4 protein-coding genes are annotated in these 18359 nt (G+C 42.0%); all 4 read left to right on the forward strand.

All coding sequences use genetic code 11. The annotated features are described in order from the left end of the window. Positions 1–23: 23 nt before the first annotated feature. Genes SYN7509_RS27600 through SYN7509_RS0210645 form a run of 4 tightly spaced genes read left to right on the forward strand, consistent with a single transcriptional unit; the run spans position 24 to position 18356 of the window. Complete coding sequence (locus SYN7509_RS27600) at positions 24–5468, forward strand: type I polyketide synthase (protein WP_009631333.1); 5445 nt, start codon at positions 24–26, stop codon at positions 5466–5468. Next, positions 5465–8044, forward strand: coding sequence for a condensation domain-containing protein (locus tag SYN7509_RS0210635; protein WP_009631334.1), 2580 nt, complete (start codon positions 5465–5467; stop codon positions 8042–8044). Before SYN7509_RS27600 ends, SYN7509_RS0210635 begins: the two co-directional genes overlap by 4 nt. Then, on the forward strand, positions 8044–12483 hold the full coding sequence (locus SYN7509_RS0210640) for a non-ribosomal peptide synthetase (RefSeq protein ID WP_009631335.1): 4440 nt from the start codon (positions 8044–8046) through the stop codon (positions 12481–12483). Before SYN7509_RS0210635 ends, SYN7509_RS0210640 begins: the two co-directional genes overlap by 1 nt. Further along, positions 12480–18356: a non-ribosomal peptide synthetase gene (locus SYN7509_RS0210645; RefSeq protein ID WP_009631336.1), complete on the forward strand. Its 5877-nt coding sequence runs from the start codon at positions 12480–12482 to the stop codon at positions 18354–18356. The genes SYN7509_RS0210640 and SYN7509_RS0210645 overlap by 4 nt, the downstream gene beginning before the upstream one ends. Positions 18357–18359 lie beyond the last annotated feature (3 nt).

Consider the following 18359-nt stretch of genomic DNA (forward strand, 5'->3'; position numbering starts at 1 on the left):
TTGTTAGTAATTTGTAGTGGTTGATGATGAGTACAGAAATAGATGAATCACTGGAAAAGGTTGCTGTTATTGGCATGGCGGGGCGTTTTCCTGGGGCGGAAAATATAGAAACCTTTTGGCAAAATTTACAAGATGGGGTTGATTCAATTTCGACGTTTTCCGATCAAGAGTTGTTAGCAGTAGGTGTCGATCCAACTTGGCTTGATTTGCCGAGTTATGTCAAAGCTGGCGGTGTACTGGAAGATATCGATTTATTTGACGCAGCTTTTTTTGAATTTAGTCCCAAAGAGGCAGAAATTACCGATCCTCAACATCGTTTGTTTTTAGAATCGGCTTACGTGGCGATTGAGGATGCTGGCTACGATTTGCAAAGGTGTACAAGTCGCGTTGGTGTATATGCTGGGGCTAGTTTAAGTAATTATCTGGCTTTGAATTGCGATCGCTTTGGTTCGGCAACATCTTATCAAGCTTTGATTGGTAATGATAAAGATTTTTTGACTACTCGCGTTGCTTATAAGCTAAATCTTAAAGGTCCTTGTATCACCGTTCAAACTGCTTGTTCTACTTCGTTGGTGGCGGTGGCTTTGGCTTGTCAAAGTCTGCTGAGTTATCAGTGTGACATGGCTTTGGCGGGTGGTGTTTCTATTCGTACTCCCCAAAAAACAGGCTATTTCTCTGAATCTGGAGGGACTTTATCGCCGGATGGTCGTTGCTGTGCTTTTGATGCTAGTGCAAAGGGTACGGTGGTTGGTAATGGGGTGGGTGTGGTGGTTCTTAAGCGGTTGCAAGAGGCGATCGCCGATGGAGATCATATTTATGCCACGATTAGCGGTACGGCGATTAATAATGATGGTGCGGGTAAGGTTGGCTACACAGCACCTAGTGTAGATGGTCAAGGGGAAGTAATCACCGAAGCGATGATGTTGGCGGGTGTGAACCCGGAAACAATTAGCTATGTAGAGGCGCACGGTACGGGTACGGCTTTAGGCGATCCGATTGAAATTGCCGCACTTTCCCAAGCTTTTCGGACTGATAAAACAGGTTTCTGTGCGATCGGTTCAGTTAAAACTAATATTGGTCATTTGGATGCTGCTTCGGGCGTTACAGGGCTAATTAAAACGGCTTTGGCGCTTAAATATAAGCTGATACCACCAAGCTTAAATTTTCAGCAACCCAATCCGCAGATTGATTTTGCGAATAGTCCTTTTTATGTCAATACTAAGCTGAAGGAATGGCAAACAAGTCCGCGCCGTGCGGGTGTTAGTTCTTTGGGGATGGGTGGGACTAATGCTCATGTTTTACTAGAAGAAGCGCCGATACAGGTGCAAAAGGTAGAGAAGAAATATCATTTATTGGTTCTTTCTGCCAAAACTACGTCGGCGCTAGATAATGCAACTAGAAATCTTGGTAATTATTTACAGCAACATCCCCAAGCAAACCTAGCGGAAGTGGCTTATACCTTGCAAGTGGGACGCAGGGAGTTTGATTATCGCTGCGCTTTGGTGTGTCGAGATATTGATGATGCTGTAAGTCAGCTAAGTTCAAAGTTAACGCATCACCAAGTAACGGGCGATCGCTCAATTACCTTTATGTTTCCCGGACAAGGTTCTCAGTATGCAGACATGGGCAAAGAATTGTATGTTAGCGAACCTGTATTTCGTCAATGCGTAGATCGTTGCTGCGAGATATTAGAGCCTTATTTGGGGTTAGATTTGCGATCGCTGTTTAATTCCACAGAACAACTAAAACAAACTCCTATAGCTCAAACTGCATTATTTGTTGTTGAATATGCTTTAGCGGCGTTGTGGATGTCTTGGGGGGTAAATCCAGAATCGGCAATCGGTCATAGTATTGGCGAATATGTGGCGGCTTGTTTGGCTGGTGTATTTTCCCTAGAAGATGCTTTGAGGTTGGTGGCGGTGCGCGGACAGTTGATGCAACAATGCCCTACGGGTTCTATGTTGGCGGTGTCGTTACCTGAAACAGAAGTTACAGCTTTACTTAGCGATCGCCTATCTTTAGCGGCTATTAATGCGCCCTCATCTTGCGTAGTGGCGGGAACAGATGATGCTATTGATAGTTTGCAACTTTGCTTGCAAACCCAAGGGATAAGTTGTCGTCGCTTGCACGTTTCCCATGCTTTTCATTCGCCACTGATGGACGAAATCTTAGAATCATTTAGGCAAGAAGTATCCCTCGTTAAACTGCATCCGCCTAAAATTCCCTTTATTTCTAACGTTACGGGAACTTGGATTACAGCCCAAGAAGCGACAGATCCTAATTATTGGGTAAAACATTTGCGTCATACAGTTTGCTTTAGTAGTGGAATTGCTGAATTACTCCAATCGCCCAATCGAATTTTGTTGGAAGTAGGCGCGGGGCGCACATTATTTACCTTTGCCAAACAGCACTCAGAACAACGAATTATTTTATCTTCTTTACCTCATCCTCAAGAAAAACAATCTGATATTGCTTGCTTACTGCATAGCTTAGGTAGTCTTTGGCTATCGGGAGTGGCGATTAATTGGACTGGGTTTTATGGTGAAAATCGCCCTCAACGTCTTCCTTTACCTACTTACCCTTTTGAACGCCAACGTTATTGGCGCGATCGCCCGGCGGTAAAAAGTCTTGGGCAAGCGGTAGTAGAAGCTAGTCAAAGAGAAATTGCAATAGGCGATCGCCAAACCCATATACAGCATAAAACCCGTTTGGAATATCTCTGCACGGCATATATGAATCTAGCTTTAAGCCATTTGGGTAGATGCAAAGATCCATTTACAAAAGAAGAATTGTTAGCCCAAGTTGTACCCCGTTATCGGCAATTATTGGATCGCTGGCTGGAGGTTTTAGTCGAACGAGGGCATTTACAGCAAGATGGTAACTTATACAGCAACCTTTTATCTTTATCTCCTACAGCTATCAATGATTTAGTAGATGAAGCAATAACTCAACATTCAGGCTATCAACAACAGTTAGAACTTATCCAAACTTGCGGAGAGAACTTAGCCGCCGTACTGGTTGGTACAAAAGAACCTTTAGAGTTGCATTTTGCCACATTAGTTAAAAATGGAGCAATTTCTAGAGCTAATTTACCTGCTGATGATTATTACAACAGTATTTTGCGATCGAGTTTAGAGCAGGTTATAAAGTCATTGCCACCAGAAGCAAACTTGAGAATTTTAGAAATTGGTGGCGGTACGGGTATTGCTACTACAGAAATATTACCCTTGTTGCCACCAGAAAGGACTAAATATACTTTTACCGATGTTGGGAGTTTTTTCCTAGATGCTGCCAAGCAGAGGTTTAGTAATTATCCTTTTGTGGAATATCGCACTTTAGATATTGAAAAACCTCTGACAGAGCAAGGTTTTTCGCAGCACTTTGATGTAGTTATTGCTGTTAATGTTCTGCACGTTACCCAAAACTTAACAGATACCCTCGCTCGTGTGCATTCTATACTCGCTCCTGACGGCTTGTTGCTGATGCAGGAAATTACCCAACCGCAATTAGAATTTGATATTACCGATGGTTTGCTGATGCACCCTCTAGAGGACGTTCAACGTAGCCAAGGCAATCCATTTTTATCTAAAGAACAGTGGCAAGAATTACTAGGCGATCGCGCTTTTAATAAAGTAGTAGCTTACGGAGATGTAGACTTTGGGCAACATATTTTTATCGCTCAAGCTTCCTTGACGCAGAAAAAAGATATCGCAGACTGGTTTTACATTCCTTCTTGGCAGCGTTCTTTACAACCTTTAGATACAGATAACCAAAAACAACGCTGGCTAATATTTTTAGATGATCGCGGTTTAGGCGATCGCTTAGTACAACGATTGCAGTTGCAAGGACACGATATTGTTACCGTGAAATTAGGGACAGAATTTAGTTCTATAGGCGATCGCTCTTACACTCTCAATCCTCAACACAAACCAGACTACAACACTCTAATTCAAGCACTTGCTGCCAAAAATTTGCTTCCCAGAGCGATCGCTCATTTATGGAACATTACAGATATTTGCGAACTAACAACTGCTGAAGTCAGCCACGCGCAAACGAGAGGATTCTATAGCCTACTTTTTCTTACTCAAGCGCTTGTCGCCCAAAACTGCGATTCTTTGCAAATAAAAGTAATCTCCAACAATATGCAGGCGGTGAATGTAAATGAAAGTCTTTGCCCTCAAAAAGCTACGGTAGTTGGACTTGTTAAAGTTATTGCTCAAGAATACCCACATATTCGCTGTTGTAGCATTGATGTTACTCTCCCCGCGCCGGATAGTTGGCAAGCAGAGAAACTTACAAACAAGTTATTAGCAGAACTTACAGCAACTTCTACCGATAAAGTAGTTGCCTACAGAGGCGGTTATCGTTGGCTACAAAACTTTCTTCCCGTGTCTTTGCCAGCATCGACAGTACAAAAACTCAAGCAAGGGGGAGTTTATCTAATTATCGGTGGACTAGGTAGCCTAGGGTTAGTGTTGGCGGAATATTTAGCAAAAACCTACCAAGCGAAACTAATTTTGGTTGGGCGTTCTGCTGTACTCTCGCCAGAGGATTGCAAACATAAAAAATTGCTGGAATTGGAAGCTTTGGGGGCTGAAGTTATAACTTTTAGCGCCGATACCGCCAACTTAGAACAAATGCAAAGTGCGATCGCTTTAGCAGAAACCAGGTTTGGGCGACTTGATGGTGTTATTCACTCCGTTGCAACTAACATTACCGAACGAATGCGCCGGATAGAACAACTTAGTCAAGCTGAATGCAATCGTGAATTTCAAGCAAAAGTCTATGGCATTTTAGTTTTACAGCAAGTTTTACAAAGTAAACAGTTAGATTTTTGTTTGGTTGTATCTTCTTTAGCCTCAATATTTGGTGGAGTTGGACACGCGGCTTACTCGGCGGCTAACTTGTTTTTAGATGCTTTTGTTTGTCAGCACAATCAAACTAATCCCGTACCTTGGACAAGTGTCAACTGGGATGGACGAATACCATTTTTGCCCGGATTGAACGTTAATCCCGAACTAACGATGACACCACAAGATGACATCGAAGTATTTAAGCGCGTCTTAACTGGAGAAGATGGACAGATAGTAGTATCTACTCGCAACCTGCAAACTAGGATAGACACCTGGACTAATCAAGCGCCAACTAACTCCTCTGGGCATTCCGGGCCCAAGTTGCAGACTAATTATATTGCTCCCCGCGATCGCTTAGAACAAGATATTGCAGACATCTGGCAAGAGGTACTAGGCATTAGTCAAATAGGTATTCACGACAATTTCTTTAAATTGGGCGGTGATTCTCTAACTGGAATAACGATTATCAACAAATTTCAACAACTAAGTTACAACATTCCAATCGCTGCGTTATTTGAAGCACCAACTATCGCCGAACTGGTTGCACACTTTCCTCAAAAATCTCTCACCCCTGTCTTAGCTAGCAAAAGTAATCGCGAGGAGGGCGAAGTATGAGCGCTACCAGTCAATTTATCTCTGAGATTGCTAACCTAGATGTCCAGTTGTGGGTAGAGGGAGAAAAGTTACGTTACAGCGCCCCTCAAGGCAAAATTACCCCAACTTTACTAACTCAGATGCGGGAACGCAAAGCCGAGATTATTCAATTACTGAGTCAAGATAGCGCCATTCACCCAGCAAAGAAAGACAATTTACCTCTATCTTTTGCCCAACAACGACTCTGGTTTGTAGAACAACTCCAGCCGCATACCTGCACCTACAACGAACCCGTTGCATTGCATTTAGTGGGCAATCTCGACACCGCCGTATTAGAGGAGAGTATCAACGAAATTATCCGCCGTCATGAGATATTGCGTACTACATTTATAGCGATCGCCGGACAACCTACACAAGTCATCTCTCCCAGTTTGCAAGTAAAAGTAACAGTTATAGATGTCAGCAATTTATCAAAACCGGAGGTGCAAGAATTAGCCGATACCGAAGCTAAGTTACCTTTTGATTTGACAAAGTTACCCTTAATTCGGCTAACTTTGCTCAAACTTGGCGACTTAGAAAACATTTTATTGCTCACCGTACATCATATTGTCTGGGATGGTTGGTCTATAGGGGTGTTAATTCGGGAATTAAGCGCCCTGTATCGCGCCTTCAGCAGCAATCAACCTTCGCCGCTACCAAAATTAACTATTCAGTATGCAGACTTCGCTGTATGGCAGAGAAACCGCTTGCAAGGCAAGGTATTAGCTGAAAAACTAGCTTATTGGCAAGCCCAACTAGGTAACAACCTTCCCGTTTTGCAACTACCGACAATTCGCCCTCGTGCAGAAGTCAAAACTAATCGTGGTGCAAGTCAATCTTTTTTACTACCCTCTAATCTTACTGAGGCAATCCAAGCTCTCAGCCAGCAAGAGAATGTTAGTTTGTTTATGACACTGTTGTCAGCTTTTCAGGTGCTTCTGTGGCGCTATACCAATCAAGAAGACATAGTTATTGGTACAGATATCGCCAATCGCAGCCATGCAGAGACGGAATCATTGATTGGTTTTTTCATGAATCTGTTGGTATTGCGGACAGATTTAAGCGGAAATCCTAGTTTTAAAGAACTACTCGCACGGGTGCGTCAAGTAACGCTATCAGCCTACGCCCATCAAGATTTGCCTTTTGAGGAATTAGTCAAGGCGCTGCAACCAGAACGCAATTTAAGCAATACCTCACCCCTATTTCAGGTATTGTTTGTTCTTCAGAATACACCGATGCCTGCCTTAGATTTGCCAGGAGTGCAGTTGAAAGAATGGTTTTGGCGCAACGATACCGCTAGGTTTGATTTGGCTATTTTTCTGACGAAAACACCCCAAGGAATTATCAGCACTTGGCGCTATAGTACCGAACTATTTACCGAAAATGCGATCGCAAAGATGGCAAGTCATTTTGAAACTTTACTTACCAATATTGTCAGCCAGCCTCATGCGCGAATCGATGCTTTAGAAATGTTGACGGAAGACGAACTTAAACAGCAAGCTATGCAAAAAAACAAGCGTAAAGCTTTTAATCGAGAGCAATTATTTAAAGCTGCGCCTACAGCTATTAATCTATCGGCAAACAACTTAGTTACAACAACTTATTTACAACAAGATCGAACATTTCCTTTAGTTATTCAGCCTGTGAATAACGAGATCGATTTAGTTGATTGGGTTAAAAGTAATCGAGACTTTATAGAAGGTGAGTTAATCAAGCACGGCGCTATTCTATTTAGAGGATTTCCAGTTAATTCTGTAGCTGGCTTTGAAAACTTTGCTACAGCTATTTGTCCGCAGTTATTTGGTGAATATGGCGATTTACCTCGTGTGGGAATAGGTAATAAAGTGTATGGTTCTACACCTTATCCCGCAGACAAAGCGATTTTATTTCACAATGAAAGTTCTCATTTACATTCCTATCCTTTAAAAATTTGGTTTTTCTGTTTACAGCCAGCACAAAAAGGCGGAGAAACACCAATTGTAGATTGTCGCAAAGCTTACAAAATTCTTTGTCCTCAACTGCGAGAAAAATTAGCTAAAGAACAATTAATGTACGTTCGCAACTACACAAATGATTTAGACGTTAGCTGGCAAAACTTTTTTCACACTTCTGATAAAAGTGTAGTAGAAAAACACTGCCGTCAAGCCGGAATTAGTTTTGAATGGTATGGAAAAGATGGGTTAATAACTCGCCAAATTCGTCCGGCGATCGCTATACATCCTAAAACTAAAGAACCTGTATTTTTCAATCAAATTCAGTTACATCATATTGCTTATTTAGAGCCAGAAACTCGCACATCTTTGTTATCATTATTTGCTGAGGATAAGTTACCGCGTAATGTTTATTATGGTGACGGTAGTTCAATTAAAAATGAAGCGATAAAAGAAATAAATCGCGTTTATCAACAGTCTCAAACTAGCTTTGTTTGGCAAAAGGGAGATATTTTAATGCTAGATAATATGTTGGCTGCACACGGAAGATTGCCCTATATAGGAGAGCGCAAAATTGTTGTAGCAATGGGAGAAATGAGTAATTTTTTTAAAGGGTGGAGAAACTAATGCTAACTGATTTAAGAGGCTTTCGCCTTTCTCCTCAACAAAAACAATTGTGGTTTTGGCAAAAAGAAAGTAATGCTTATGTGGCTCAAGTTGTTATTGAAATAACAGGAAACCTAAATTCACAAGCTTTGCAAGCTACCATCCAAGAAGTTACCATAAATCATGAAATTCTCCGCACTGCTTTTCGTCAGATTGCCGGGATGAAAACGCCGATTATGGTAGTAGAAGATAACTGTCTTATTTCCTGGCAAGAATTTGATTTACAAAGTAGCAGTATTGAGTTAATTTGTCAGCAAGAAAGGGAAAAAAGCTTTGATTTAGAGCAAGTGCCATTGTTATTCGCATCTCTAGTTAAAGTATTAGCAAGTAAGCATATTTTATTGATTACTATGCCCTCTTTGTGTGCTGATAGCGAGACGTTGAATAACTTATTTATAGAAATTTGCGATCGCTATGCTTATAATTCGCCAAATTCAAGTCAAGAAATTGTCCAGTATACTCAGTTTTGCGAATGGCAAAATCAATTATTAATAGAGAATCATCAAGATTACTGGCAACAACAAGATTTATCTACATTGCCGTTAATACTTCCTTTTCAAGCAGACAAGCAAGCAGAATTTAAGATTAATTCTTATAAGTTAGCTCTTGACAATTATCTAGTTGCTGGTATTAAAAATTGGTTGCGGCGAAAAGACTTTGATCTATCTAACTTCTTACTCGCCTGCTGGCAAATTTTACTGTATCGCATCACAAACCAATCCGAAATAATTGTAGGTCAACTTTTTAATGGTAGAGAATACGAAGAATTACAAGCTACTTTAGGATTAATTGCCAAATCCTTACCAATTTGTAAACGTTTTACTCCAGACTTACAATTTGAGGAAGTAGTAAGACAAGTTACAGCAACTAGCCAGAATGCTTGTGAATATCAGGAATATTTTACTAAAGAAGTTGATAATTTATTAGTTTTGTTTGAACTGATATATCTCCCAGAAAAACGTTGCTTAAACGATGTGACTTTTGCTATTGACAATCAATTTGTTTGTACTGATAAATTCACTATTAAACTTTCTGTATTTCTACGTGGCGAATCTATAGGTATTCGGATTGATTACAATCAAAACCTTTTTGAGGCGCAAGCCATCACCTTATTAGCCGCACAGTTTCAAACTCTGATAACCAGTGCGATTAATAACCTTAGTGAGTCAATTAGTCAATTAAATATTTTACCTCCCCAGCAGTTACAGCAAATATTAATTGATTTCAATCAAACTCAAGTTGATTATCCTCAAGACAAATGTATTCATCAGCTAATTGAGGAACAAGCTAAATTAACACCAAATGCGATCGCAGTTATTTATGAAAACGAACAACTAACTTACAGCGAACTCAATAACCGCGCCGATAGATTGGCTTGCCACTTACAACAGTTAGGAGTCAAACCAGAAACCGTAGTTGGCATTTATTTAGAACGCTCTAATTTAATGCTAGTGGCAATGTTGGGCATTCTCAAAGCTGGGGGCGCTTATTTGCCTATAGAAGCAACTTCACAGTGCGATCGCATCAGCTATATCTTAGAAGATGCTCAAGTAGCGGTGCTATTGACTCAAAAAAAATTAGCTAATTTGCCCGATTGTATCCAGCTATGCTTAGATGATTGGGATCGAAGTTGCGATAGCGCAAGCGCGCACGCAGGGCTTCGCCTTCCTGTTAGCCTTGCTTCTCACAATTTAGCCTATATCATCTATACATCGGGTTCTACGGGTAAGCCGAAAGGCGTTGCAGTTGAACATCGGCAACTATGCAACTATACCAAGGGCGCATTAGAACAGATAGATTTACCTTATGGGGCAAGTTTTGCGATGGTTTCCACCTTCGCGGCAGATTTAGGCAATACAGTTATCTTCGCCGCTTTGCTTACAGGTGGATGTCTGCATATTATTTCTCAAGAAAGGGCTACTAATCCTGTAGCCTTAGCTGGCTATTTTCGCCGTCATGCTATCGATTGTCTCAAAATTGTTCCTTCTCACCTGAATGCCCTATTAACTGTCAATGCTGAAGATATCTTGCCATCAAAACTACTTATCCTTGGCGGTGAAACTGCTAATTGGGAGTTAGTGGATAAGGTTCAGCAGCTAAAACCAGATTGCAAAATTTTGAATCATTATGGACCTACAGAAACTACTGTCGGCGTACTGACTTATAAAGTCAAACCAATTAACCAAGCTAAAACCCTGCCAATTGGTCGCCCTCTTGCTAATACTCAGGCTTACATCCTAGACGATCGCTTGCAACCTGTCCCGATATTTGTACCTGGAGAACTATACATTGGCGGCGCAAACTTAGCGCGGGGTTATCTTAATAGTCCTGAATTAACAGCCCAAAAGTTTATTAATAATCCCTTTAGCGATACAGGCAAGTTGTACAAAACAGGTGATAAAGCCCGGTTTTATCCAGATGGTAGCATCGAATTTTTGGGGCGGAGCGATCGCCAAGTAAAAATTCACGGTTTCCGCATAGAACTAGAAGAAGTAGAAGCTATTTTTAGCCAGCACCCAGCTATTAAACAGGCGGTGGTAATCTGCGAAAACGAGCGTTTAATTGCTTACATAGTTGCCCATCCTGCACCAACTGCGAAAGAATTGCGGCACTTTGGGCTAGAGTTGCTACCCGAATATATGTTACCTTCAGCCTTTGTATTTCTTGATGCTATTCCCCTTACGCCGAATGGGAAAGTAGACTTTAAATCGCTACCTGCACCAGATACCGTAGAACTAGCAACAACCTATATTGTCCCGCGCACTCCCCAAGAACAACAATTAGCAAACATTTGGGCAGAAGTTCTCAAATTGCCACAAGTAGGAATTAATAGTAACTTTTTTGAATTGGGTGGCGATTCTATCCTCAGCATTCAGGTAGTAGCCAAAGCAAATCAAGCAGGTTTGCAGCTTACACCCAAGCATTTATTTGAACATCAGACAATTGCCCAATTAGCAGCGATCGCAATTACAGCTAATGTTACGTCAGAAACCGGATTAGTAACAGGATTAGTACCCCTTACCCCGATTCAACACTGGTTTTTTGCTCAAAATTTACCCCAGCCTTATCACTGGAATCAAGCAGTATTGCTAGAAGTTATACAACCTTTAGATATTCAAAGATTAGAACGAGTTACCGGGCAGCTTTTGCAACATCACGATGCGCTGCGGTTGCGCTTTCACCCCAGACAAGACGGTTGGCAACAAATTTGTACTGAACCTAACGACATTGTGCCAGTTACGCGCTTAGATTTGTCGTCACTATCAGAGACTGAACAAGAGCGAATAATTGTAGATACTGCCACAGAACTGCAAGCTAGTCTTGATTTATCTACTTCTCTAATGCAGGTTGCCTATTTTAACTTAGGGAATGAAAAACTAGGACGGTTGTTAATTATCATTCATCATTTAGTCATTGATGGCGTATCTTGGCGCGTATTCCTAGAAGATTTGCAGACAGCCTATCAACAACTTAGCAAAGGCGAAACAATCCAACTACCTGCAAAAACTACTGCTTACAAGCAATGGGCAGAACAATTAATAGAATACGCTCAAACTACAGAAGTGCGATCGCAATTTGACTATTGGCAACAAGTAGAACGCTCTAGCTTTAAATTACCTGTTGATTTCCCCAATAATTTAGCAACAAATACTGTCGCCTCGGCTCAAACTATTTCCGTTACCCTTAGCCCGATGGAAACTCAAGCCTTATTACAAGAAGTCCCCAGTGTCTACCATACTCAAGTTAATGATGTGCTACTTGCTGCTTTAACTTTGACCTTTGCTCAGTGGACGGGAGAAAATTCGCTGTTGTTAACGCTTGAAAGTCACGGGCGCGAAGATATTTTTCCGCAAATCAATTTGTCGCGTACTGTCGGTTGGTTTACTAGCCATTTCCCCGTGCAATTGAGCTTAGATAACGATTCAACTTTAGGAAATACTCTCAAAAGTATCAAAGAACAATTGCGATACATTCCTCAGCACGGCATTAGTTACGGCATTTTGAAATACTTAAGTGGGGAACAACTACCAGGAATATCGCAGGTTAAATTTAACTATTTAGGACAGTTTGACCAGCTATTTACTGATAATTCCTTATTTAAACTTGCTTCTCGGTCTGTAGGCGCATCTCGCAGCCCGCACGGAAGGCGCAGCCATTTAATAGAAATCGATGGAATGGTTGCTAGTAAACAACTGCAATTCAATTGGACTTACAGCCAAAATATTCATTGCGCCGCCACGATTGAAAGTTTAGCAGAAAAATTTATTGATACATTGCGATCGCTCATCACTCACTGTCAGTCCCCGGATGTTGGCGGCTACACCCCTTCAGACTTCCCTGAAGCTCAATTGAGCCAAACAGAACTAGACAACCTACTAGGCAAAATAGGTAAGCTATGAAAACAGAGAATATTGAAGATATTTACAAACTTTCCCCCACACAGCAGGGTTTATTGTTTCATACCCTCTACGCTCCTGATTCTGGCGTGTATTGCGATCGCTACAATATTACCCTCAAAGGCTTGAAGGTTTCCGCTTTTAAGCAAGCTTGGCAGCAAGTAGTCCAGCGTCATGCGGTGTTGCGGACATCTTTCTTTTGGGAAGAAGTAGACGAACCTATCCAAGTAGTCCATCGTCAAGTAACGCTGCCTTTTACACAACATGACTGGCGGGGAATAGATGAACAGCAACAAAAACTAGCCGCATTTTTAAATGCAGAGCAAAAACGTGGTTTTGAACTGGCAACCCCGCCGCTAATGCGTTTAGACGTTATTCAGATGACGGAAAATGTTTATCAATTTGTTTGGATTAACCACCACTTGCTTTTAGATGGGTGGTCGCGGTTTGTACTATTTAAAGAGGTTTTGGAACTTTATCAAGCACTGTGCAACAACCAAAACTTGTATTTGAAACCTGCTTTTCCCTATCGCAAATATATCGCTTGGCTAAGACAACAAGATTTAGGTCAAGCCGAGACATACTGGCGACAAACTCTTAAAGGCGTAACTGCACCAACTCCTTTAGTAGTCGATAAGTTTATTGTCGGTTCATCTAGTGAATTTAGCGATCGCCTTCTTGAGCTATCACCCGCAGATACCGAGCAACTCAAAGCTTTAGCAAAGCAACATCAACTTACCCTCAACACTCTAATACAAGGTGCTTGGGCGTTGTTATTGAGCCGCTACAGCAACGAAAATGATGTTGTCTTTGGGGCTAATACTTCTGGTCGTCCAGCAAACTTATTAGGAGTAGATGCAGCCATTGGTTTGTTTGTTAATACTTTACCTGTGCGCGTAAAAGTGAATGGTAGAGATCGCCTAATTCCCTGGCTGAAAAACCTCCAAGCAGAACAAGCCCAAGCCCGTCAGTACGAATACAGCCCGTTAGTGCAGGTGCAAGGATGGAGCGAAATACCCAAGGGCGTACCTTTATTTCATAGTTTCATTGCTTTTGAAAATTACCCAGTAGATGCTAGTTTGCGCCAAAGTCAGGGAGGCTTAGAAATTGGGGCTGTAGATGCGATTAATCGTAACAACTATCCGTTAACTTTAATCGTCGCTCCTGGCGAACAACTGCACCTACAAACTATCTACGATCGCCAGTATTTTGATGACGAGGCAATTTCTAGGCTGCTAGGACATTTACAGACTTTGTTAGTCGGGATGGTTGCTAATCCCCAACAACAGCTACAAGACTTACCACTACTAACGCAAACTGAGCGCCAAAGCATAAATAAGTGGAATAGTACCCATACTAAATATTCGTTCCAATGCCTGCATCAGTTAATAGAACACCAAGTAGAAAAAACGCCCAATGCGATCGCTTTAGTATTTAATAACCAGAAGCTAACTTATCAACAACTCAATAGCCGCGCCAACCAACTAGCTCATTACTTGCAAAAGTTAGGGGTCAAACCAGAGATCCAAGTCGGCATTTGCGTCGAGCGATCTTTAGAAATGATCGTAGGAATTTTGGGCATTCTTAAAGCTGGCGGTGCTTACGTACCAATAGATCCAGAATATCCCTCGCAGCGACAGCTTTTTATGCTGCAAGACTGTAAAACAACAGTGCTGTTAACTCAAGAGAAATTTACAGCAACCTTATCGGACTCTCTGCAAGTTATTTGTTTAGATACAGACTGGGAAGACTTCGCCCAACAACCCACCTACAACTTAACTACTAGCGTCACCCCAGAAAACTTAGCCTACACTATCTATACTTCCGGTTCTACGGGCAAACCCAAAGGGGCGATGAATACTCATATTGCTGTCTGCAATCGTTTGTTGTGGATGCAAGAAACCTATCAAATTAGCGCCGCCGATCGCCTAATTCAAAAAACTCCTTTTAGCTTCGATGTCTCTGTATGGGAATTGTTCTTACCTTTGCTTGCAGGTGCTTGTCTAGTAATTGCCCAACCTGGAGGGCATAAAGATAGCAACTATTTAGTCAATCTCATCGCCCAAGAACAAATTACTACAGTGCATTTTGTCCCCTCTATGCTGAGAATTTTCTTGCAGGAAGCAGAGTTAGAAAAATGTATTTCCTTACGGCGAGTATTTTGTAGCGGTGAAGCACTCCCCTTTGACTTGCAACAAAGTTTTTTCCAGCATTTAAACGCCCAACTGTACAATCTTTATGGCCCCACCGAAGCGGCGATTGATGTCACTGCTTGGACTTGTCAAAACCATAGTACCGAAGTAGTTGTACCAATTGGTTATGCGATTTCCAATATTCAAATATATATTTTAAATGCCGAGTTCAACTTAGTTCCCGTAGGTGTTCCAGGCGAATTATATATAGGTGGTGTCGGTTTAGCACGGGGTTATTGCGACTTCCCAGATTTAACAGCAGAGAAATTTATTCCCCATCCTTGGAGTTTAAAACCAGGAATGCGCTTGTATAAAACTGGCGATATTGCCCGTTACCATGCAGACGGTAGCATTGAATATTTAGGCAGAAGCGACAATCAAGTTAAGCTGCGTGGCTTTCGGATTGAACTGGGAGAAATTGAAGTTGCGCTTCGCCAACTTTCCACCGTGCGCGAAACAGTTGTATTACTCCGAGAAGATATCCCTGGCGAACAGCGTTTAGTTGCCTATGTAGTAGCAGATGAGATCGGCAATTTTCGCCAGTTACTTAGCGACAAGTTGCCAGAACATACAATTCCGGCGGTTTTTGTGCAATTGCCAGCTATACCATTAACAGCTAATGGCAAAATAGACAGGCGAGGTTTACCAGCACCAGATGCAGTTAGACCAGAATTAACTAAATTTGTATCTGCCCGTACTCCCCTAGAAGCCAAATTAGCCGCAATTTGGGCGGAAGTCCTGCATTTAGAACAAGTGGGGATTCATGACAATTTCTTTGAATTGGGTGGCGATTCAATTTTAAGCATTCAAGCGATCGCTAAAGCTAAACAAACAGATATCCAACTAACGCCCAAACTATTATTTTCTCATCCCACAATTGCCGAACTAGCCACCGTTGCTACAACTACACCAACAATAAACGCCCAACAAGGGCTAGTAACAGGTTCAGTCCCGCTTACACCGATTCAACACTGGTTTTTTGAGCAAGAAATAATCGATCCGCACCACTGGAATCAAGCGGTATTGTTACAAGCAAAGCAAAAACTAGAACCGGAGTTGTTAGCCGCCGCCGTCAAACAACTAATTCACCATCACGATGCTTTGCGCCTGCGCTTTACTCCTACTACAACAGGTTGGCAGCAAGTTAACGCCCCACCCGATGAAGTTGTGCCATTTTCCCATATAGATTTATCTACGCTACCAGAAAGCGATCGCCTTTTGGCAATGGAAACAAAGATTAATCAACTGCAAGCCAGTATCGATTTATCTCAAGGTTCGCTGCTGCGCGTCGCCTTATTTAATTTGGGTAGAGAACAACCCCAGCGCTTGCTCGTCATTGTTCACCATTTAGCTATTGATGGAGTATCTTGGCGGATTCTACTTGCAGACTTGCAAACAGCGTATCAACAACTAGCTTTACCACCAAAAACTACTTCTTTCCAAGCTTGGGCTTACCGCTTGCAGGAATACGCGCGATCGCAATTATTCAAGCCAACAATACAACAATCAACTCCGCTACCCGTAGATTACCCAAACGGCACAAATACCGTTGCATCGGCGCAGACTATTAATATTTCCCTGACTACCGCCGAAACTCAAGCTTTATTGCAGGAAGTACCCAAAGCTTACAACACGCAAATTAACGATGTGTTGCTAACTGCATTAGTCCAAGCTTTTACACAATGGACGGGAGAATCTGCCGTATTAATCGACTTAGAAGGACACGGGCGGGAGATGTTATTTGCCGACGTGGACATTTCCCGGACTGTTGGCTGGTTTACCTCAATATTTCCAGTGCGCTTAGATTTAGAAACACTCGAACCAGGGGCAGCATTAAAGTCAATTAAAGAGCAATTGCGGCAAATACCCAACAATGGCATTGATTACGGCGTACAGCGCTACCTTGCTAAAAACTTAGAAATTGCTGTTTCTCCGCAGATATCGTTTAATTATTTAGGTCAATTTGATGCCACGCGATCGCAATTATCCCTTTTTGAACTAGCACTAGAAACCGAGGGTATAACCCGCAGCTTGCAAGGAAAGCGCAGTCATTTATTAACAATTAATGGTTTCGTTAGCGAAGGTAAATTACAACTAAGTTGGACGTATAGCAATGCTATTCATCAAGCTTCTACTATAGAGAACTTAGCACAGGGATTTTTAGGAAGATTGCGATCGCTGATCGTTCACTGTCAGTCACCTACTACAGGAGGTTATACCCCTTCAGATTTTCCCCTTGTAAAACTCAATAGCGCCACTCTAGATCGATTAATTGGCAGCAATTACCGCCAAATTGAAGATATTTATCCTCTCTCACCTCTTCAACAAGGCTTGCTATTTCATACCCTGTACGCTCCAGAGTCGCAAATGTATGTCGAACAGTGGAGTTGCAGCTTGCAAGGCAAATTAAATCTACCAGCTTTAAAGAGCGCGTGGCAGCAAGTAATCGAGCGCCATAGCGTGCTGCGGACAGCTTTTTACTGGGAAAACCTAGACGAACCCGTACAAGTTGTTCGCAAACAAGTAGAACTACCTTGGCAACAGTACGACTGGCGGGAATTGTCGCCTACACAGCAAAACCAGCAATTAGAACAGTTTTTAGCTTCTTGTCAACTGCAACTTTCCTCTGCACCATTAATGCAGATTGCCTTAATTCAAGTTGCCGACGATAAAAGTTACTTTATCTGGAGTCACCATCACATCTTAATGGATGGATGGGCAGCAGCTTTACTACTCAAAGAAGTGTTTGCCCTGTATCAAGCCGCAAATCGCGGCGAACAACTAGCTTTAGCCCCAGCTTGCAGCTATCGCAACTATATTAACTGGTTGCAACAGCAAAATATGCAAGCAGCAGAAACCTTCTGGAGGCAAGCTTTACAGGGATTTACTACTACAACACCTGTATTCCCTCAATATCAAACATCTAACCCAGATAATAGCTACAAATTACAAGAAATTCAGCTTTCGCCAACTACTTCCGCCACTCTCCAAGCCTTAGCAAGCCAACATCAAATTGCTTTAAACGCCCTAATACAAGGAACTTGGGCATTACTCCTTAGCTACTATAGCGGTGAACTAGATGTAGTTTTTGGGGCTACAGTATCCGGTCGTCCAGCCACTTTAGCAGGTGCAGAATCGCTCGTAGGGCTATTTATTAATACCTTACCTGTCCGAGTCCGCATTGTTCCCGATGCTTTGCTTTGGAGTTGGTTGCATCAGTTGCACTCCTTGCAAGCCGAAGCACGTCAATACGAACACAGTCCCCTGGCTGCAATCCACAAATGGAGCGAATTACCTCAACATTTGCCACTATTTGAAAGTATTGTTGTGTTTCAAAACTACCCTGTAGCGCCAGCCTTAGAGCGAGAAAGTACAGATTTACAACTAACTGATGTCCGGGCGGCGGTTTCTCGCAACAACTACCCGTTAACCCTTAGAGTCCGGGCAAATACTGCTTGGGTGATGCAACTTCTTTATAATTGCGATCGCTTTGAATCTGCCACAATTACCAAGATTTTTCACCAATTGGAAACGCTACTAAATCAAATAGTTACCCAGTCTAACAGCAAACTAAGCGATTTATTAGCAACGCTGGCAGCAGTAGAAAAATCTCAAAACCAACAATTGTCAACCGCCAGCTTGGAAAAGTTAAAAACAGCGAAAAGAAAGGCTATTTCTAAATAGGAA

This window comes from Synechocystis sp. PCC 7509 (assembly GCF_000332075.2).
GTDB lineage: Bacteria > Cyanobacteriota > Cyanobacteriia > Cyanobacteriales > Chroococcidiopsidaceae > Aliterella.